Here is a 21,198-nt window from a genome sequence, read left to right as displayed (position 1 = left end):
CTTTATTTGCGATTTAATTATAGCACTAAGAGTTTTTTTTCAAAGAAAAAAATTATTTATTTTTTTAACTTGCTTTTTGTTAAAATATTTATATATTATCTATTATACATAATTTTAGGAGAATAATGGGCTTTTTTAAGAATTTAATCAATAAGGTTTTTAAACGAGATAAAAAAACAATTGAAGAAAAACAGCAAGAAATAGAGATCCAAAAACAAAAAGAAATTATTAATAGTGAAAAATTTAGAAAATACGAAAGTGGTCTTTCAAGTAGTTCAAATTTTGGTAAGCAACTTCTCGAGATTCAAAATCGACATTTAAAAATTGATGAAGATTTTTTTGACGAATTAATGGAGCTTTTAATAATGTCTGATATCAATTCTTCATTAGTTGATGTTATGCTCGAAAGAATTAAAAAGGAGGTTAAAACCAATAATATCGATGATCCAAAGCTTATTGGTGAAATAGTTGCTGATCAAATGTTTTTAATTTATACAAATGATTCAGTAACTAATACACAATTAGATTATCAAGACAACAGGTTAAATGTGTTTATTTTTGTTGGAGTAAATGGTTCTGGAAAGACTACTTCAATTGCTAAGATTGCTTATAAATATATAAATGATGGTAAAAAAGTATTAATCGCTGCTGCTGATACATTTAGAGCAGGTGCAGTAAATCAATTAGGAATTTGAGCCGAGCGTATTGGTGCAGATATTATCAAACCAACTAAGAATGGTGAGGACCCTGCTTCTGTTGTTTATAAAGCATTAGAGAAAGCAAAAAATGAATCATACGATTTATTAATCATTGATACTGCTGGACGCTTACAAAGCAAGGTAAATTTAATGAAAGAATTAGAGAAAATGGTTGGCATCATCAAGAGATTTGAACCATCAGCTCCACATGAATCATTGCTTGTTTTAGATGCAACTACAGGACAAAATGGATTATCACAAGCAAAAAGTTTTAAAGAAATTGCTGATTTAACTGGTATTATTTTAACTAAAATGGACGGAACTTCTAAGGGTGGAATTGTTTTATCTATAAAAGATGAATTTGGTTTATCAGTTAAATATGTTGGTTTAGGTGAAAAACTAACTGACTTACAAGAATTTGATTTAGAGTTATTTATCTATCAGATGACTAAGGATTTAATTAGTGTCTAAGAAGAGTTTAGAAAATTTAACAAAATACAGTAAATTATTTGAAAAATATCGTAATTTTTTAACACAAAATCAACAACAACTGTTTCAGTTATATTTTTATCAAGATCTCTCGTATGCAGAAGTTGCTGAAATTGTTGCTACAACCAGAACATCAGTTTATGATACAATTAAACATACCTTACAAAAACTTGATAAACTGGAAGAAAAAATGCATTAAAAGCAAGGGAGCTTCTTCCTTGCTTTTATAATATTTAAACTGTTTTAATAACTACTTCTTTTGAATAATGTTCACCTTTAAGGTTGTCTCTTTCAACATGAATAATTTCAATTTTTTCATTTCCTTGTGTATGCAAGCCATGTTTTTGTCCACGACGGAAACCTTTAATTAAACCTTCTAATTCTTCTAATGAATTAGCTTTTGCAATGACTTCATTGCTAGATAATAATTTTGCTTTGTATTTATACATTTTATCTCCGTTTCTATGTATATTATATTATATCTTAGCAAAGATTGGATTTATAACAACAAATAATTAAGATAATTTAACTAAGATTACGAAAATAATATGAAAATAAAATTTTTGTTTGTGTAAATATAATATAGAATTTATCTATGAAAAAGAATAAACGAATATTTTGATTACTATCATCATTAGCAACTGCTCCTATTTTAGCAGTTGCTTGTGCTAATAAAACACAAGAAAAACCAAGAAAAGAAATTAAAGAAACTCCGATTGAATTAAAAAAACCTGTCGATACACCACCTAATCAACAACCCAACAATCCATCAAAAAAACAAGGTAATCCAGAAACTCATGAACCAAAAAATGATGAATCATCAACTCCTAAACCAAAAACCCCAGTTTCAGATAGTCAACAGCAGCAACAACAACCAATTGATAAACCAAAGAACGATGAGACTTCAAAAGATGTTAAAACACCAGATAACTCAGAAAACAAAACTAATACCGATTCAAGTAAGCAAAGCGAACAAGAAATAAGAGAAATCCAAAAGCACCCTGATACATCTAAAACTAACCCACAGCAATCAATAATGAAAAATGATTTTTCTGATGTTATAAACTTACAAAAAAATATCACTATAACTAATGCAAACAAATTCTATAAAGAACACGATTCTGCTGCTGCATGATTAAGATTAAAAGCTGAAAAAAGCAATTTACTTAGCATACTAAATATTAATAATGAACTACAGAATAAATATAATGTAGCATTTACTGATACAAATAATGATTTTTATACAAACCAAAATAATGGAACAATAAATAATATTGCGTTAACATTTACTACTAAAAATCCAAATATTGAAGAAAAAACTTTAAGATTCAATATAAATGGTTTTAAAGTAAATAATTCTACATCAAAAACAAACCAAAAAGAAAGTTTTTTAAGCAAAAAAACACTTACTGATAAGGTAACTAGACTCTTTCCATCGTTACTTGCATATATGTTAATGTATACAGAAGATCCAAATAAATATAATGAATTACAAATGCAGGCAAAAGAAGGTGAAACAATTATTAATTTTGAACAACTATTTAATAAAAATACTAGCTTATTTACAAATGGTGTGGCTTCCTTAAATGATTCATTAAAAACACAGTTTTTAGAAAAAAATAAATCATTTGAAAACTTATATGAATATAAAATTACAGGTGTTAAATTCAACGATGAAGCAGGAACCTTAGGAATTCAAGTATTAATCGAAAATCAACATGATAATCATTCAAATGAAGCAAGTATTAATCAAGAATTTGAATTTAATGGTTTAAGAAAACTACAAAAAGATGTTAATATGCAAAACGATATAGTTTCTTACTTTATTACAGCAGCAGACTTAACATCAATTATTACACAAAACAATAATTTAAAACAAACAATTGACAAGCATAAAAATCCTAGTGCAGATATAGATATCACAAGTGAAATAGGTGACGTGCAACTTGCTCTTATCACTAAAAAGATATTTGATAAATTATTAGTTGATGTAACTGATCCATTAGGTGCATATAAAGTGAAGTATGCTTCATTAAACACTAAAAATTACATCGGTTTACAACAAGGATTTGTGTTATATCCATACTTTAGTAGACTTAATCAAAATATAAATAGTTCCGCATCTGATAAAACAATTCAAAATATGAAAGTTATAATTAAAAAATCAACTACAAATGGATACAATGTAACTTTTAATTTTGATGTTATCACACCTATAGGAGTAAGAAATTCATATAGTGATCTTTCTGATAACGGCTATGATGAAGAAAAAAATATTGTTCATCACGTAATTGGTTCAGTAAGATTGGATGCACTTGAAAAACGCTAAATCTGTCTTTTCAAAAAATACTAGTATTTTAAAATATTCGTTAGCTATTACTAATGTAGGTTTATGAACATCTGAATTAGATTTAGTTAATAAGTGATTTAGAAATAAGCAAGAAAATTTACTGGATTTAGGTTGTGGAGCAGGTAGAACATCATTTAATCTACAAGAATTAGGATATCAAAATATCTATGCTATTGATATTTCAAAAGAAATGGTTGATACAGCATTGCAAATAGCAAAATTGCTCCCTAATAATACAATTCGATTTAAATATATGGATGCTTGTGATTTAATTTTCCCAAACAACTTTTTTGAATATACTTTCTTTTCTTTTAACGGTTTTATCGGAATACCATCTGAAAAATCTCGTATTCTGGCATTAAAAGAAATTTATCGTACATTAAAACCAAACGGAATCTTCATCTTTACAGCACACCTAAGAGATGAAGAAAAATATAGACAAAGATTAAAACTAGAAAACATTCAACAAACTCAGGAATTTAAAATTGAAAGCAAAGGAGACTTAATTCTTAAAAACGAAGATGGTTTTTATGATTTCTTTCACCTTTATAATAAAGATGAACTGGTTAATTTGCTAACTGAAAATGGTTTTGAAGTCATTTCTATAATAAATAGAGATGAAAGTTATAACGAAACAAAAGAAGTTATAGAATTTGCTGATAATACTTACTTTTGAATATGTAAAAAAGTTTAAACCACTAGTGTGGTTTTTCTTTTATCGCTTGCTCATAGATATTTTCGATATCCTTAAGAGTTCTTGTAATTTTTAAATCCTCTAATTTAAAATCTACTTTATAACCTGATCCTGTTGCCCTTTTACTTGTTTGTTCTTTGCCTCTAAAATGAATATTTTGAATCTTACCATTAATTTTTACTGTCCCGTATTTTATAACTAAATCATTTTTAACTTTTTGCAAACCAAACTTAAAATCATCTTTATGGATAAAACTTATATATAAGTCATTTGGTGCAATATCCAAGAATGCTATAACATCCCAAGACTTATTTTCTTTAATCCCTTCATGTTGAAATTTCTTACTAACATCCAAGGTAGCGGTTTTTATTTCGATTTTAACTCCATCTACTACTATATCTCAATCACCGAATCCATCTTGTTGATAGATAACTTCCTTATTTAATTCCTTAAATATAGTTGTAAAAAACTTTTCTCCAACTCTACCTCTTTGATCAATTTGGATTTTTCTGATGTTCGCAAATTTATCCGTTAATTTCCAAGGATGTTTATTAATTTCTTCATCAATTAATCCAATCAATTCTTCATAAATACTTTTAATCATTTTTTATCCGTTCTTCAACAGCATCAATAATAAGTTGTGTTCTAAGATTATTAGCAAAGTTTGTCGATTTAAAACTTTTAGATTTTCAATCAACACTTTCAATTATTTTTTGTATTCTTTGCTTTTCTTTTAAAATAACAATACCATATCCTCGATTATGTGGTAATTTAGAAAAACTTGTTTCTAAACTAACTTCTGAAAATGTTGTAGATGGTAGATAATAATCACACTTATCCAACATTTTAACATTTCTTTTTGAACTCGGTGTAGAGCCATTACTTAAAGAATATACTTTTATCCAGTCACTAACTTTTTTGGGTGGTTTAATTGGTTTTACACTATGAGATGGTAGTTTTGTTCATATCTGAAAAATACTTTTAACATTAATAATCTTGTTATTTGGATAATGAAATTTGTCATCATTTACCTTAAATTCTGCTGCTAAATAAAAATTCTTGTTTATTCTTAGCATCGGTGATCCTTTACCATTAGAATTAAAGAGTGGAGGTAAAATAAAACATATAAAGTCACAAAATTTTGCTGCATGATTAATAAACTGTAAAGCAAGTTGTCCACGAAGTCCAAAGGGAGGATTTCCGATAACAATGTTTTTATCATTTTTTGGATAATATTCTAATCAATCTTGTTTAAGAATACTTTCTTTTTGTGGTTCAATATCAAATGCATAAGTTTGATTAAATAATTCCTTAGGAAAATTATTAGAAAAACTCCCATTTCCAGCCGATGGTTCTATTAAGTCATATTCTTTTAAGTCTATATCATAGTGTTTTTTAATAAATTTAACCGTTTTTTCAATCATTTGTTTAGCAACCTTTACTGGCGTAAAAAACTGATCCATATTTTTATAATACTGCTGCTCATTAAAATCAGCTTGATATTTATGATTTAAAAGTTTATTTATATGGTTAAAGTAGTTGCTTGGTACTTCTTGCTTTAAAATTCAACGATTTATTGTCCCAGTATGTAGGTTTCATAACTTTGCTATATCATTTATCGAATGTAAATTCAATATTTCGCTTTTGAATACATGGTATAAGTGTTTTTTATCCATATTATTTTAATCCTAATAATTTATCCACACGATCTAGCAAAGAATCTAAATCCTTTTCTTTTTCTTTAACTTTTTCTTCAGATTTTTTTATATTTTCATCGTGTTTTTTTATTGTTTTAACACTAAAATCACTTAATGGATCAATATTTTCTTGTTTCTGAATATCATTGATAAAAATATGCTGAATATTATTAAGATCAATATAACCTGTTTTTTCTTTTGATTCTATATATCCTAAGTATCTAATTAAATTATGTTCTATGGATTGGATTAGTAATTCTTGTTTTCTGCTAATATTTGCAACTTTGATATTAGCACCTAATTCCTTGATTCCTGCTATTTTTTTTCCTTTTATTGATTTAGATGTTATAGGTAGTTTTGAGCCCTTTATTTTGCTTCAATAACCTTGTTTTGAAACAAATAAATATTCATCTTCTAAATTAATTATTCTAAAATCACTAACTTTATCACTGAGTGACAAGTAAACACCTTTTATCCCTTTTGCTTTGGTTCCATAAGTATTAATTTCTATTTCAGGATAGCAAGTTATTAGTGATTCATCGGAAACTATTAAAAGATGGTTTTGGTTATTTGATAAATAAGCACCAAGCATAATATCATTATCAATTAAAGACATTGCTACATAAGTTTTATTAACTCTTTGGACAGCAAAATCACTTAATTTGGTTCTTTTGAAAAATCCGTTTTTGCTTCCAGTGACAATAAATAAATCAGAATTTCAATCTGCTACTTCAATCACAGAGATAATCTTTTCATCTATTTTAAGGTTGAAAAGTTCTTTTAAAGATGTTCCATAATCTTTTCATTTATTTTCAGTTATTTTATGAATAGGTAGAATTATGTAATTACCTAAATTAGTAAACACTAGTAAATTATGCATTGTATTCATTTTAGATATATGAATAATGTTGTCATCTTCCTTAAGATAATAATTGCTTAAATTATTATTTTCTTGTGTTTTTTGACTAAATCTTTTAATATAGCCATTTTGCGAAACACAAATATAAACATCTTCTTCTTTAATTAAGTCGGTTTCTTTATGTGAAAAATCAAAACTTTCAGTTTCTATCAAGGTTTTTCTCGGACTAGCAAACTCTTTTTTAATTTCATTAAGTATTTTTATAATAAAATTATTAAATTTTTGTGGATCACTAAGCAGTTGTTCAATATGAGCAATTTCTTTTTCTAAATCTTCTTTTTCTTTTAAATATGCCTGTTTATCTGTCTTACTTAAACGGTATAATCTTAACTCAGCAATTGTTGTTGCTTGAATTTCACTAAATGCAAAATAATGCATCAAATCTTTTATCACACCTGCTTTTGAACCTTCTGATTGACGGATAACTTTAATAACTTTATCTGTAATTTCAGAAACTTTAATAAAACCTTTAACAATTTCTAAACGTAATTTGTTCTTTGTTAAATCATATTGCAATGTCTTGGTTTTTATATTCTTAACTTGCAATGAATAACTTTCAAGCATATCTAATAGAGATAAAAGTTTAGGTTGATTGTTTTGAATTACAGTATTATTATATGAATAAGAAACCTTAAGTTGTGTTTTTTGGTATAAATATGATAACACACTTTGTTCATTTACACTTGGGTGCATCGTAATAAGAATATTTATTCCATTTCGATCAGATTGATCCTTAATTTCAATTACCCCATCGATTTCACCTTTGTTAATTAATAAATCAATTTCATATACCAATGCTGATTTAGCAACTCCATAGGGAATCTGTGTAATTTCTATATACTTATAATTATCTTTTGTATATAAATTACATTTACTATATAAATGTATTTTTTCTTTTGGATTATTACCAAATTCAAAAGCATCATTAATCCCTTTGATTCCTTTGATAATCCCACCTGTCGGAAAATCTGGTCCAAAAATGTATTTTTGAACTTCTTTTAAGGTTATATAAGGCTTTTTGATTTTTGCAATAGTAGCATCAATGACTTCACCAAGATTATGTGGTGGTAAATCAGTAGCCATACCAACAGCAATTCCTTTTGCTCCATTCACTAATAATGTAGGGAAAATTGATGGTAGCACAGCAGGTTCTTGCTCACTATCATCAAAGTTAGGAATAAATGCAACAGTATTCTTTTTTAAATCATTTAAAATATATTGACATACTTTTGATAATCTTACTTCGGTATAACGCATTGCAGCAGCAGGATCATTATCTACTGACCCGATATTCCCATGCATATCAAGTAACGGAATATTTGATTTTCAAGACTGTGACATATTAACCATCGCTTCATAAACCGATGAATCACCGTGTGGGTGGTATTTACCGATAACATCACCTACTACTCTAGCTGATTTTTTATAAGACTTATCATAATCAAGACCTAATCCATACATTGAATATAAAATCCGCCTTTGAACGGGTTTTAACCCGTCTTTAATATCTGGTAATGCTCGTTGTTGGATAACATATTTTGCATAGCGACCAAATCTTTCTGCCATTATTTTATCTAATGATTCATTTATTATTTTATCTATAATTGCTTTTTCAGTTGCACTCATATAACTCCTTAATAATTTAATTATATAATTTATTCTTGTATTTTGTTAAAAAACAACAATTCCTTGGAGTTGTTGTTTTAAAGTAATGTATTTGTTTAATTTTTATCTAGGTTTTTTTTACCTAAAAAACTAAAGATCTTTTTCATTCAACTTGGCATCGATTCTGCATTTGGATCTGGTTCGCGAAGCAACAAGGTACCAAGTACAGAAATCAATCCAAAGACAATAATTAAGATAAACTGAATTATTGAATATTTAAGTGTATTTGGATCAACTTGTCCTGCAGCAACTGGATTTACACTCTTTCCAATTAATGTAACAGCTGAAATAATAATTAATCCAACTGTAAACATTAAGTATCCAAATCCTCAAATTAAACTAAACATTCAACCAATGGTTTGTGGATCACGTTCTGGATATTCGTGTGGTAGATTAAGCATAACGCCTTGAATTCCTCAAAGACATAATCCAGTGATAAATGCAAAAATGTAGAATATTACTTGTGAACCAACACTACCATTTGAAGGAACAATTCATTTAGTAAATACAACCATAGAGAATATGTAAAATAATATTCCAAATGTTAAAGCAAATACTTGATAAAGTTTACGTTTTAATTTAAATCTTGATCAAAGTCCGATTGTAATAGGACCTAAAAACACTGCTGCTCAATAAATAACTAATCAAATATTTATGAGTTTTTCTAACTGAGCAGAAGCAATTTCTTTTGTTGCTTTATCAAGGTTTCTAAGTGTTGTTAAATCAATAAATAATCTTTTAGATAATACCTGTGGGAGCACAACAGCACATAATCATCCACCATAAACTAAAATTCAAATGTATGTTTGTTTTTTCTTCAAATACATTCATAAAAATACGAATGGATTAGGTTCTTTTGCTCGCTCTTGTTCTGTTTTGATACCGAATCTAGAACCAACAAAAATGAAAATAAGCAATGGTATAATGTTTAATGCACTAATTACAGTAAAAATGATTTGTCATGCACTTTTTACATCATTAGGATTTGCTGCCAAAAATGTTACAACTGTAATAATTGAACCAAGAGGGAAGAATCAAATTCCAAATTGTGAAACTATTGATTTAGTTTTTGCATTAAAGAATCTAGCAACAACTGGCTGAGTAAGAATTATCAACATTGTTCCACCGATAGCCATCAAAGTTCTAAAGATAACAAAACCTACATATCCACCTTGAGAAGCCGGAAAAATTCATTGCGCTGGAATACCTATTAAAGTCAAAATAAATGCTATAATAACTGTCCAACGATGTGCTAATCTAGTTAAAATAACAGCAACTAATATTGAACCAATCCCGCGACCTATCGTAATACCTCAGTTAGTTGCTTGATTAGTTAGCTGAAATGCAGCATTATTTTCTATATTAAAATGTCCTAGAACTCCAGGTGTGCCTTTTCCGCCGCCATTGAGCAATCCACTAAAACCAAAATTTACAACAAACAGTGTATAACCAAAAGAAATTGAAATTCATAATAATAATCCATAGAATAACTTTTTCTTAGGTGACATACTTTCGATGTTATCTAAATGTAACATCTTTAATATCGTTTGCATAATACACCCTTTCTGAGTCTTAAACTCTATTAAATTATAAATTGAAAATTATAAATTAAAATATTTTTACATATTTATAATATTTATTTTGCATATAATGTAAAAATATTTGCACATTTATTAGTCTGTTTTATTTTTAAGACTATTATTTAGCAAAAACTGGATTTAATGTGGATAACTTCAAAGTTATTCACAAGTTGATTCAATTTATATGAATATAATTTAGATAAAATAAATTATTGTATAATTAAACAAATATAAGGTAAGGTATCAATGAAATCGAAGCAAAAATTATGATTTTTTATTACATCAGGAATATTATTATTTGTCTTAATAATTGTCCTCTTAATAGTCTTTATTAAATTGCAACCACAAAAATGACATCTTATTTTAATAGTTATTGCTCTTTTCTTTTCTTTAATCTTAATTACTTTGATTTTATATTTTGCAATTATTAACTTTGCAAAATCACGTGAACTAGTAAAGCATTCCTTTAATCGTTTTGTTGAAAAAATAATGACTAATAACTCAATTGGTTTAATTATTTATGATACCTCTGCTGAAGTAATTTGGATTAGTGAATTTATTAAAAATAACTTTCATAATGATTTCATTGGACTAAAAATTACAGATGCAATCGAAAAAATTGATGCAAGTGTTAAAGGTAAAATTAAATATAATAATCCAGAAAATATAATTTTACAAAACAATAATAATTATTATGAAGCACAATTTTGACCATTAGATAACACAGTTGTAATACGAGATACCACTATTAAAACATTATACAAAAAAGAACTACACGAACAAAAACCAGTTATCGGTGAATTGGAAATAGATAACTACAGCCACTACCAATCAGTTTTCTCTGAAGAACAACTTTTTAAAATTAATAAAGTTATTATTGATGCATTAAACGAATCGGTCGAAAAATATAATTTAATTTATCGTCAATATACAAATGGTAAATTTATTATTCTGACTAATGAATTATCTTTAACAAAACTTAAAGAAACAAATTTTGAAATTTTTACTAAAATCAATGATCGACTTATTGATAAAGAAGTTACAAAACTTTCTGTTTCTTTAGGCTTAGCAGTAGGTTGAAGTTCATTAGAAACAAAACTTTCACAAGCAAAAAAAGCACTAGTACAAGCTCAATCACGGGGAGGGGATCAAGTTGCAATCTTCTCTGATATTAGTAAACCACAGTATTTTGGATCATACACCGAAATATTTGCAAATAAAAATCGAACCAGAATTAGTGGTTTAGCACAAATTATCGCAAATAAGCTTAGCGATGATAAAATTAAAAATGTTGTTATTTATGGACATAAATGAGCAGATTTAGATGCAATCGGTTCTGCTTATGGAATATATACAATTGCAAAAGCTTTTCAAAAGGATGCATATATTTCTATTACGACTATGGATAATACAACAAAAAATTTCTTACAAGCAACCAAAAAAAATAATTTATTTATCAAATATACACAAGCAAATAATTTAACATCTGAGGATTCATTGGTTTTCCTAGTAGATAACTCTGACCCTGAAAGAACAGATAACATTGATGCATTAGTTAATACAAATCGTGATAATGTTTTTGTTTTAGATCACCATAGACTAGGGAAAACTATTGATTTTTGTCCAAAAAGCAATCTATATGTAGATACAACTGCATCTAGTGCATCCGAAATAGTCACCGAAATATTAATGTTTTTATCTTATAAAGTTGATGTTAACAAAGAAGTGGCACAGTGGCTTTTAAATGGTATTTATTTGGACACATCACAGTTTTCTAAGTCAGCATCAAAACGCGCTTTTGAAGCGGCTGCATGATTAGAATCGAAAGGTGCTGAACCAAATATTAGTGGTGAACTTTTAAAATATGATGATGAAACAGCAAAAAAAGTAAAAGCATTATTAGAAAACATTCTTGAAATTAAAGATGGATATTATCTTGCTTATTCAAATCAAGAAGCATCCAACGATGTTATTTCGATAGCCGCAAATGAAGTACTAAAAGTGCGTGGTCGTCGTGCTTCATTTGTAGTAGGTAAATTACCTAATTCTAAAAGATATAAATTAAGTGCGCGTGGAATTGATACAAATGTGCAAGTAATCGCTGAAATGGTTGGTGGTGGTGGACACTTTACAACCGCGGCGGCTGAATCTGAAGAAGATTTAGAAACATTCGCAAATAATATAAGACATGCAATTACCGTTGCTGAAAGGACATAATATGAAAATAATTTTATTAAAAGATTGTAAAGATGGTAAAGCTAACACTATCATCGATGTGGCACCCGGATATGGAACAAATTTTTTAATCCGTAAAGGATTAGGTGTTGCATTTAATATTCAAACACAAGCACAATTAGAAAAGAGACTTAATGATTTAGTTGCTAACGAACACGAAAATCGCACCAATGCATTAAGACAAAAAGAAAAACTTGAAGATATTACTTTAAAATTTCAACTAACAGCAAATATTGATGCCAATTCAAGCTTAAATGTACATGGTTCAGTTTCTACAAAAGATGTTGATAAAGAACTCAAGGAACTAGGATTTAAACTTCCGAAGCATTCATTACAAAAAATTCATTTGGTTTCCGAAGGAAGTCACGAAATCGATGCTATCTTATACAAAGACATTGTTGCTAGAATAAAAATTCAAATTATAATCAATGTTAAGAAATAAATTTAAAAAACCTTTTTATAAAAATTTTGAAGATCTGAAAATTAAAGCCTACAATAATACATTATTTGCTGATAAGAGCGTTGAACGTGAAACGCTTGCACTTATTTTAACAGATGATGAAAAGCAACATTTGGGTTGTGATTATTTAGATATTGACGACTTTTTTATTCCTGAGCATAAGCAACTTTTTGACTTAATCAAATACAAACGTAGCAAATCTTCTCCTCATCCTACTTTTTACGGTTACATTGAATTGACTGAAACATTAGAATCTGATGTTTCACTAAGAAATCGTTATTCATTAGTAAATGAAGCCTTATTAAGTTCCCTTTCTACACAATTTAATAATCAATCTAATTTTAATTATAATGTTGAAAAACTAATTGAATTAACCCGTTTACGTGCATTAGAAGTTTTTTATGGGGAAAGTTTACAAGCATTTAAAACTAATAACGAAATTTCTTGGGAAAACTCATTAAATGACTTTGAAACATTTATTCTTACACATAATGAGCGGGGATTAAAAAACAGTTCGTTTATTTCATTAAATGATGCAACAGATAGTTTTATTGAAAAACTTGAACAAATGATTCAAAGTGGTGATGTTGATGCAGCATCAGTTTTTAGTGGTTTTGATGCAATTGATCAATATACCAAAGGATTCAAACCAGGTCAATTTATAGTATTAGGAGCTCGTCCGGGGGTAGGAAAGACTGCATTAGCATTAAACATTGCCAAAAATATTACAAAAGACCCAAACAAATCATGTGCTTTTATTTCACTGGAAATGCCCGTGCATGAATTAGTTTCACGTTTTTATGCATCTATTTCAAATATCGAATTGAATAAATTACAAAACCCTAAATTTTTAAAGCACGATGACTTTATGAAATTACGAAATATCGCTGCTATTACCAAGGAACAGTCTAATTTATATTTTGATGATGTTGCTACAAGCAAAATTCAGGATATCATTTGAAAAATAAAGCAACTGAATAAAGATTTAAATGGTGGTTTAAGTTTTGTAATTGTTGATTATCTGCAACTTGTCAGCAGTGATGGTCATGGTGGTAATCGTAATACTGAAGTTTCTGCTATTTCTCGATCATTAAAAACAATGGCATTAGATCTTAAAATCCCGATTATGGCACTATCACAACTTACTCGTAATGTAGAAAACAGAGAAGATAAACGTCCACAATTAATAGATTTACGCGAATCGGGTAGCATTGAACAAGATGCAGATATTGTTATCTTTTTATCTCGTACTATCTTAGATAAAAAGAAAAATCAAAATAGTAACGATATCACCGATGCATACAAATTAACTGAAGTAACAATCGCAAAAAACCGTAACGGTTCACCTGGTTATGCAGAATTATTATACGAAGGAAGAATTGTTGCTTTTAAGGAACACGAATTTAGAAAGGACGAATAATGGACCCATATTCCACTAGTCAGAATCCTTATATAGGAGTATGATGCATTTTATAGTTTTACCATTTTTACTGCTTCTATTTATTCTATCAGCAATTTATAGTGGTTGCGAAACAGCTTATTCTACTTTTTCAAAAGCAAAAATCTATGAAATGGAAGAAAATAAAGAGCGAGCAAGCAAACTTATTAGCAAGCATACTAAACGTTATAATCGGATTCTGACAACTATTTTAATCGGAAACAACCTAGTTAATGTTATTTCATCAATTCTGACATCGTGATTTTTATCACAACTAATTCCTAATAATAATACTTTATCAATTATTATTTCAACTGCTATTGTAACACCTTTGCTAGTTATTTTTGGTGAAATTACACCGAAATTATTAGCAAAAAAATATCCAAAAAAATACTTACAACTTTTTAGTTGATACATCGATGTATGTTACTGAGTTTTTTGAATTTTAACTTGGCCGATTTCGAAAATTTCAAAACAAGTTTATGTAACAAACTCTGAAGAAGATTTAAAAAATATGATTAACCTTGCCCAAAGCGAAGGTGTGCTACAAACTGGAGAAAGTTTACTTGCTAAAAAAGCATTAGATTTGGATTCTACCAAGGTTTTATCTCATTATATAAAACTTAAGGATGTAACAATACTAAATTATCGGTCAACTGTTTCTGAAGCAAAACAAGTATTTAAAGAAACAAATTATTCAAGGATACCAGTTGTCAAAAAAGATGAATTAATAGGAATAGTATTATTGAAAGATATTTTTGATATCGAAAAAGGTCGGATTGAAAAATATGTAAAATCTGTTCCTTTTGTCTCTGCTAATTCAATATTATCATCCGCCCTAGAGAAAATGCGTGCTGCCCGCGCACATATGGCATTTGTTGTAGAAAATAATAATTCACCTGATATTGTAGGAATTATAACTATTGAAGATATTATTGAAGAAATTATTGGTGAAATTTACGATGAATATGATGATGATGAAGAAATTTATGAAATTTCACTTGAAAAATCAAGAGTAAAGGGTAATGTCGTAATGCACGATCTTTTCAAACAACTTGAGCTTTCTGCTGATTTATTAAATGAAAACGAGAAAGAACTTACTTTATATAAATGATTTTCTCAAAAAATACATCGAGATCGTCTATATAAAAAATCACGTTTTGTTTTAGAAAACAAAGTTGTTTTTAAAGTAATTGAAGCACAAAAAGATGATGAAAAAACATTAATAGAAGTGTCCATTATTTAGCCAGCTTTGCTGGTTTTGTTTTTAATAAATAATTTACACTAAATTAATAGATTAATTTATAATATAAAAACAGAGGTATTTTATGTCAAAATTTATATTTATCACAGGTGGTGTTATTTCAGGGTTAGGCAAAGGTGTTGCGGCAGCATCAATTGGAAACCTGCTCAAAGCAAAAGGTTATAGTATTTTTGTTTTAAAATTAGACCCGTATTTAAATGTTGATCCAGGGGTGATGTCACCATTTGAACACGGTGAAGTTTATGTTACTGAGGATGGTGGAGAAACTGATTTAGACCTAGGACACTATGAAAGATTTATTAATGAAAACTTTTCAAAGGATTCGAATTTTACCAGTGGACGTATATTTCAAAACATTCTTGAAAAAGAGCGCAAAGGTGTTTTTAAAGGTAAAACTGTTCAATATGTCCCGCATGTAACTAATGAAATAATTTCTGTTATAAAAAATATAGAAAAAAAATATAACAGTGATTTTGTTATCATCGAAGTTGGTGGTACTGTTGGTGACATCGAATCAAATCCTTTTATTCATGCTTTATCACAAATGGGTTATTCAAATTCTAACGACACTTTCTTTATCCATGTTACATATGTTCCTTTTTTAAAAACATCAGGTGATTTTAAAACAAAACCTACACAGTTTTCAGTATCAACTTTAAAAGGTTTAGGTGTTAAACCTAATATGATTTTACTACGTTCTGATGATTCGCTTCCAAACGAAATAATCAAAAAAGTTGCATATACTTCTTTATTAACCGATGAATATGTGGTTTCTGTCCCTGATTTATCAAATATTTATGATATTCCTTTATATTTAAATAAAAAAAATGTTGCTTCGAATATCTTAAAATATTTTAATATGCAAGATAATCAGGCAAAATTAGATGATTGAAAAGCATTTGCTCGTAAGGTTGCAGCTAACAAACAAAAATCACTTGTAATAAAAATGCTAGGTAAATATACAAGTTTTTCAGATGCATATAAATCAATTAATGAAGCACTAAAAATTTCTGCAATTGATTTAAAAATAGATATAAACTTAGAATATGTTGATTCAAGCACCCTGAACGAAGAAAATATTAAGCAAGTATTATCAAATGCAGATGGAGTTGTTATCCTTCCCGGTTTTGGTATCCGTGGGTTTGAAGGAAAAGTTTTAGCAGCAAAATACACAAAAGAAGAAAAAATCCCTACTTTCGGGATATGCTTAGGAATGCAGGCTATGACAGTCGCACAGGCACGCAAACAAGGTTTAACCGATGCTACTTCTCGAGAATTTGCACAAGGTGAAAACGAAATTTATGTGCTCGATTTTATTAAAGGGAAAAGTGCTAAAGATAATTTGGGTGGAACCTTGCGTCTTGGTGCTTATGAAACTGTATTTAAGCCTAATTCACTCATTAGTAAATATTATAAATCGGATTCTATTTGAGAGCGTCACCGTCATAGATATGAAGTTAATTCAGCATATATAAATAACATCCAAAGTGATGACTTTATATTTAGTGGTTTTCACCCTACTTTAAAACTTGTGGAGACCTGTGAAGATCCAACCCAAGATTTTTATATCGGGGTGCAATATCACCCAGAATTCACTGCACGACCATTACAACCACATAAATTATTTACTCACTTTTTGCAAAGTGCAAGTAAATTTAAAGATAAAAATGTATAAAAAAGATGCTTTAGTTGATAAGACTAAAGCATTATATGTACATATATATGGAATTAATTTTTTACAAAATATTTATTACAAAATTACTTTTTTTAAATTATAAGTGATAAAAAGTTTGATAATTGTATAGAAAAAAATATAAGAAGTTGTCTATAGTATATGAAAGGTTTAACTATAAACGATTAAAAGCTTAAAAAAATAAAAAATATTATAAATTAAAAATTAAATTAAAATTAAGAATGGTGCACGAGGAGGGACTCGAACCCTCATGCCGTAGAGCACTAGAGCCTAAATCTAGCGTGTCTGCCAATTTCACCACCCGTGCAAGGGTAGTTTTTGTGTAAAAAAACTCGCTTTGGTGCCGTCTATAGGACTCGAACCTACGACCTACTGATTACAAGTCAGTTGCTCTACCAACTGAGCTAAGACGGCATATGGTGGAAGATAAGGGACTCGAACCCATGACATTCGCCTTGTAAGGGCGACGCTCTCCCAACTGAGCTAATCTTCCAAAATGGCAGTCTGTACGGGAATCGAACCCGTGCATGCATGGATGAAAACCATGTGTGTTAACCGCTTCACCAACAGACCATAAATGGCGCCGATTATTGGGATTGAACCAACGACCAACTGGTTAACAGCCAGCTGCTCTACCGCTGAGCTAAATCGGCATTTGCATTTAATAAATTGCTAACTAATTATAGCACAATCAAAAAATAATCAAAATTTGTTTTTTATTTTTTGTCCAATCCTTTGTGTTTATATATTATAACAATAAAATCATTTTCTTTAAATTTTTGATATAGTAAAACACACATAAAATGTGTGTTTTGATGTTATTATACATTTGAAAAAATTGCTCATAGAATCAACACAATAGCAACACCTACAGTTAATCCTATAATCAAAGGTCAAATTAGTCTTACATTTGCTAATTTATTTTTTTTATTTACTTTTTGAATTTCTTGTTTTTCCATAATTTATCCTTGTTTAAATATTATACATTATTTTTGGATAAATACATTTGAAAGAAATTTTTTTGTTTTCTTCTTATTCGCTAATCACTTACTAGTAACAGTCGCCATTGATGCTGCACCTGCTAATAAAAAAGCGTTTTCACTATTTTGATTCTTTAAATAACTTGCAGCAAATATTGAAATCATTGTATCACCTGCACCAGTTGCAGAAACTAAGTCAACCTTTTGTTTAATTTTTAGAGTATAAAAATCTTGCTTTGAATCTAATAAATATGCACCTTTTTCACCATTTGATACTATTACATTTTCAGCACCTAAATTTTGTAATTGTTGCATAGAATGTTTTATATCATGAACTGAATCTGATAAACTAGCAAATATCATCTTTAATTCATCTATATTGGGTTTAATTAAAAATGGTTTAAATTGCAAAAAATTAATAAAATTTGAACTCTCTATATCCAAAACAACCTTTATATTCTTTGAAGAAACAAATTCGAGTATCCTCAATAACAGTTCTTCATCTGCTTTACCCATAAGCATTAAAACATCATCCTTAGTAATTTTATCAAGTTCTTTAAATAACTTGTTTTCTTTGTCTGCATTAATCAATGTTTTTGGTCCGTTGAGTTCAAAATCAGTTGTTTTTCCATAGTATTTAATATTAATGCGAGTTTTTTGTTCTGTTGCTATATTTAAAACATCAAGTTTTTCTTTTGAAAAAGTATCTTTTTGGAACATATCAAAAGTTTGTGAGTCAAAAAATGTTATTGCTTTATTATCAAAACCGTGTCTTTTTAATACTACTGATGCATTTAAACCCTTACCACCAGGTAAAAGTTCGAATTCACCATAACGGTTCACTTTCTTTAAATCAAAATTTTCAGATGTAATGAATAAATCTATTGAAGGTGATAATGTAAGTGTATAAATCATTAATTTACCTGTGGTTTTTTAGGGAATTTTTTATTAATATAACTTGCAAGTCAAATAGTACCAGCTGATGCGAATGAACCAGCGATTAATGCTAATAAGAAAAATACTATACCTAATCCTATTGATAAACCAATATTATTACCAAACAATGATGAACGTGCTAAGAAGATAACGAAGATTCCACCGTGTGGAGCAATTATATTAACTCCGAGAGCTGCTGTAATTAAACCAGCAACAACTCCACCGACAATATTTGCAGGAATCATAACCTTTGGATTTTTTGCTGTATACGGAATTGCTCCTTCTGAAATAAACGACAATCCAAAGAGAATGCTTGATCATTTACCTGCATCACGATCTTCTTTTGATCATAATTTCTTGGTAAGAAACATTGACACTGATATTCCAAGTGGAGGCACCATTCCGGCAGCCATAGCGGCAGCCATTGGTATAGAACTTGTTCCTCCAGAAATTGATAATACCCCGAAAATATATGCAGCTTTATTTATTGGCCCACCTAAATCAACAGCCATCATTGCTCCAATGATAATTCCTAATAATCAAGCTAAATATGGTTTGCTTTCAAATAATTTTAAGAATAAATATAATCCCAAGTTAATGTAAATTAAAACTATATTTACACCTCAAAAGATAATTGAAATAGCAAATGTTGAAATTAAAGGCATAAATAAGATGTTCTTAATCCCTTTCATGCTTTCTGGTAATTTACCAAAGACATATTTAGCAAAAACAATTACCATTGCAGCAGCAAAGAATGCACCTAATATTCCACCAATGAATCCGGACCCTGTTTCAAGCACTTTATCTGCATCTGCGCCTGCTGCTTTAATACTTTCACCTAAGAATCCGTATGTTTTAGCAAGTTGCCCACTTGCTATTGCTCCAACTACAAATCCAGGTAGCAATCCTTGACGACCTACAATTGAAAAAGTTATATATGCAGTTAAAATAGGAACTGCCAAACCAAGCCCAATTTTACCAATTTGGAAAATAATATTTGATACTGGTGCATTAAATCCGAAACTTGATAAAAATTCTTTTGAATCAACATTAGTTCCATTTGATGAGCCAATAATTAAGTCAATAATGAATGCAATCGCAAGCATAATACCACCAAAAATAATAAATGGTAGCATATGAGAAATCCCAGACATCAATGAACGATACATTTTTTTAGCAAATCCATCAAAAGTCATTGCTGCTTCAGTTTGGTTGCTTGGTGCATTTATTCCTTGTAATTTATTTCCTTGTTTATCTAGTATCTTCTGAATTTGTTGCTCTGGTTTATGAATTGCTTTTTGAGTTGATATTTCGATAACATTATCACTATTAGCAAATCTTGATTTTTCAATTTCGCGATCTACTGCTAAAATCACACCTTTAGCATTTTTGATATCATCATCAGTTAGTTTATTATCAATCCCATCAGCTCCTTGTGTTTCAACTTTAATTTTTACATTCATTTGCTTAGCTTGCTTATATAATTTTTCTTTAGCCATAAATGTATGTGCAATTCCAGTTGGACAAGCTGTAACAGCAACAATATCGTAAATATCATCGCTTGATTTTGAATCAGTTTGTATATTTTCAAAACTATCAATTAGGTTTAAAAATTCATCTGCAGTCTTTATTTGTTCTAGTTTATTTATAAAATCTGCTTTAATTAACAAACTTGATAAATTAGCCATAATTTGCATATGTTCGCTTGAACGATCATTTTTAGATAAAACTATTCCAAAAATATATTTGATATTTTGATTATCAATAGAATCTCAATTCAAATCTGAGGTTCTTATAAAAACAAGGGTATTTTTTAAAACAATATCATCTCCTATATGTGGCATTGCGATATGGTCACCTATACCTGTGGATGCTTGATTTTCGCGTTCTTTAAATAATGCTAATGCTTTATCTTTATCCGATACATATCCTTTTTGATAAAGTTCATTTGATAAAAATTCTAATGCTGCATCCTTATTAGCAAAACTTTGAACAAAAAAGATAGTATCTTTTTGTTCGAATAATTTTGTGATTTTCATTTTTCTCCTTTCTTTTTTGTGTATTAAATAATAACAAAAAAGCAAAAAGATGTAATTAATT

At 28.7% G+C, this 21,198-nt stretch carries 17 protein-coding genes and 5 tRNA genes; 9 read left to right on the top strand and 13 right to left on the bottom strand.

All coding sequences use genetic code 4. From position 1 onward, the window contains the following. The first annotated feature begins 125 nt into the window (after window positions 1-125). Together ftsY and ACXYRQ_RS02685 are read left to right on the top strand one after the other, a co-directional pair. Window positions 126-1,169 carry a signal recognition particle-docking protein FtsY gene (ftsY, locus tag ACXYRQ_RS02690; protein WP_458614240.1) on the top strand — a complete coding sequence of 348 codons (1,044 nt, stop codon included), beginning with the start codon at window positions 126-128 and terminating at the stop codon, window positions 1,167-1,169. After that, entirely contained in the window at window positions 1,162-1,386 is a 225-nt protein-coding gene (locus ACXYRQ_RS02685) for a sigma factor-like helix-turn-helix DNA-binding protein (RefSeq protein ID WP_458607714.1), read from the top strand. The genes ftsY and ACXYRQ_RS02685 overlap by 8 nt, the downstream gene beginning before the upstream one ends. A 34-nt stretch (window positions 1,387-1,420) precedes the next feature. Here ACXYRQ_RS02685 and ACXYRQ_RS02680 read toward each other — a convergent pair whose 3' ends face one another. Then, entirely contained in the window at window positions 1,421-1,636 is a 216-nt protein-coding gene (locus tag ACXYRQ_RS02680; protein WP_435130013.1) for an MAG6790 family protein, read from the bottom strand. Between the two features lie 146 nt (window positions 1,637-1,782). Here ACXYRQ_RS02680 and ACXYRQ_RS02675 point away from each other — a divergent pair, with 146 nt between their 5' ends. Then, window positions 1,783-3,516: an LppA-related lipoprotein gene (locus tag ACXYRQ_RS02675; protein WP_458614728.1), complete on the top strand. Its 1,734-nt coding sequence runs from the start codon at window positions 1,783-1,785 to the stop codon at window positions 3,514-3,516. Further along, window positions 3,503-4,231, top strand: coding sequence for a class I SAM-dependent methyltransferase (locus tag ACXYRQ_RS02670; protein WP_458614727.1), 729 nt, complete (start codon window positions 3,503-3,505; stop codon window positions 4,229-4,231). The genes ACXYRQ_RS02675 and ACXYRQ_RS02670 overlap by 14 nt, the downstream gene beginning before the upstream one ends. Before the next feature lie 4 nt (window positions 4,232-4,235). Here ACXYRQ_RS02670 and ACXYRQ_RS02665 read toward each other — a convergent pair whose 3' ends face one another. From ACXYRQ_RS02665 to ACXYRQ_RS02650, 4 genes are all read right to left on the bottom strand, one after another. Next, a complete protein-coding gene (locus ACXYRQ_RS02665; protein ID WP_458614726.1) occupies window positions 4,236-4,835 on the bottom strand; it encodes a hypothetical protein in 600 nt (199 codons plus the stop codon). After that, window positions 4,828-5,907 (bottom strand): hypothetical protein, encoded by a 1,080-nt coding sequence (locus tag ACXYRQ_RS02660; RefSeq protein WP_458614725.1) that lies wholly within the window; start codon window positions 5,905-5,907, stop codon window positions 4,828-4,830. Before ACXYRQ_RS02660 ends, ACXYRQ_RS02665 begins: the two co-directional genes overlap by 8 nt. A 1-nt stretch (window position 5,908) precedes the next feature. Further along, window positions 5,909-8,473, bottom strand: coding sequence for a DNA topoisomerase (ATP-hydrolyzing) (locus tag ACXYRQ_RS02655; RefSeq protein ID WP_458614724.1), 2,565 nt, complete (start codon window positions 8,471-8,473; stop codon window positions 5,909-5,911). Window positions 8,474-8,568: 95 nt separating this feature from the next. After that, complete coding sequence (locus ACXYRQ_RS02650) at window positions 8,569-10,065, bottom strand: hexose phosphate transporter (RefSeq protein WP_458614723.1); 1,497 nt, start codon at window positions 10,063-10,065, stop codon at window positions 8,569-8,571. A gap of 273 nt (window positions 10,066-10,338) precedes the next feature. Between ACXYRQ_RS02650 and ACXYRQ_RS02645 the strand changes: the two genes are divergently transcribed. The 5 genes from ACXYRQ_RS02645 (at window position 10,339) to ACXYRQ_RS02625 (ending at window position 17,164) form a co-directional block, all read left to right on the top strand. After that, a complete protein-coding gene (locus ACXYRQ_RS02645) occupies window positions 10,339-12,309 on the top strand; it encodes a GGDEF domain-containing protein (RefSeq protein WP_458597634.1) in 1,971 nt (656 codons plus the stop codon). A gap of 1 nt (window position 12,310) precedes the next feature. Further along, window positions 12,311-12,769: a 50S ribosomal protein L9 gene (gene rplI, locus ACXYRQ_RS02640; RefSeq protein WP_458597635.1), complete on the top strand. Its 459-nt coding sequence runs from the start codon at window positions 12,311-12,313 to the stop codon at window positions 12,767-12,769. Continuing rightward, window positions 12,756-14,207, top strand: a complete 1,452-nt coding sequence (locus tag ACXYRQ_RS02635) for a DnaB-like helicase C-terminal domain-containing protein (RefSeq protein ID WP_458597636.1) — start codon at window positions 12,756-12,758, stop codon at window positions 14,205-14,207. Before rplI ends, ACXYRQ_RS02635 begins: the two co-directional genes overlap by 14 nt. Before the next feature lie 43 nt (window positions 14,208-14,250). After that, window positions 14,251-15,471: a CNNM domain-containing protein gene (locus ACXYRQ_RS02630; RefSeq protein WP_458597637.1), complete on the top strand. Its 1,221-nt coding sequence runs from the start codon at window positions 14,251-14,253 to the stop codon at window positions 15,469-15,471. 82 nt (window positions 15,472-15,553) lie between these two features. Continuing rightward, window positions 15,554-17,164 (top strand): CTP synthase, encoded by a 1,611-nt coding sequence (locus tag ACXYRQ_RS02625; RefSeq protein WP_458614721.1) that lies wholly within the window; start codon window positions 15,554-15,556, stop codon window positions 17,162-17,164. A 240-nt stretch (window positions 17,165-17,404) separates the two neighbouring features. Here the strand turns inward: ACXYRQ_RS02625 and ACXYRQ_RS02620 are convergent. The 8 genes from ACXYRQ_RS02620 to ACXYRQ_RS02585 all read right to left on the bottom strand — a co-directional run bounded on the left by ACXYRQ_RS02620 (window position 17,405) and on the right by ACXYRQ_RS02585 (window position 21,137). After that, a tRNA-Leu gene (locus ACXYRQ_RS02620) sits at window positions 17,405-17,489 on the bottom strand. Window positions 17,490-17,520: 31 nt separating this feature from the next. Beyond that, window positions 17,521-17,596: transfer RNA gene (locus ACXYRQ_RS02615), tRNA-Thr, on the bottom strand. Window positions 17,597-17,599: 3 nt separating this feature from the next. Next, window positions 17,600-17,675 (bottom strand) — tRNA-Val (locus tag ACXYRQ_RS02610). 4 nt (window positions 17,676-17,679) lie between these two features. Beyond that, window positions 17,680-17,755: transfer RNA gene (locus ACXYRQ_RS02605), tRNA-Glu, on the bottom strand. A gap of 5 nt (window positions 17,756-17,760) precedes the next feature. Next, window positions 17,761-17,835 (bottom strand) — tRNA-Asn (locus ACXYRQ_RS02600). Between the two features lie 168 nt (window positions 17,836-18,003). Then, complete coding sequence (locus ACXYRQ_RS02595) at window positions 18,004-18,141, bottom strand: hypothetical protein (protein ID WP_435129979.1); 138 nt, start codon at window positions 18,139-18,141, stop codon at window positions 18,004-18,006. Window positions 18,142-18,168: 27 nt separating this feature from the next. After that, complete coding sequence (locus tag ACXYRQ_RS02590; RefSeq protein ID WP_458614249.1) at window positions 18,169-19,077, bottom strand: 1-phosphofructokinase; 909 nt, start codon at window positions 19,075-19,077, stop codon at window positions 18,169-18,171. Continuing rightward, a complete protein-coding gene (locus ACXYRQ_RS02585; RefSeq protein ID WP_458614719.1) occupies window positions 19,077-21,137 on the bottom strand; it encodes a PTS fructose transporter subunit IIABC in 2,061 nt (686 codons plus the stop codon). The genes ACXYRQ_RS02590 and ACXYRQ_RS02585 overlap by 1 nt, the downstream gene beginning before the upstream one ends. Window positions 21,138-21,198 lie beyond the last annotated feature (61 nt).

The sequence above is a fragment of the Mycoplasma sp. 394 genome (assembly GCF_054353895.1).
Note: the sequence above shows the minus strand (reverse complement) of the source record. Positions and strands in the feature narration are given on the sequence as shown.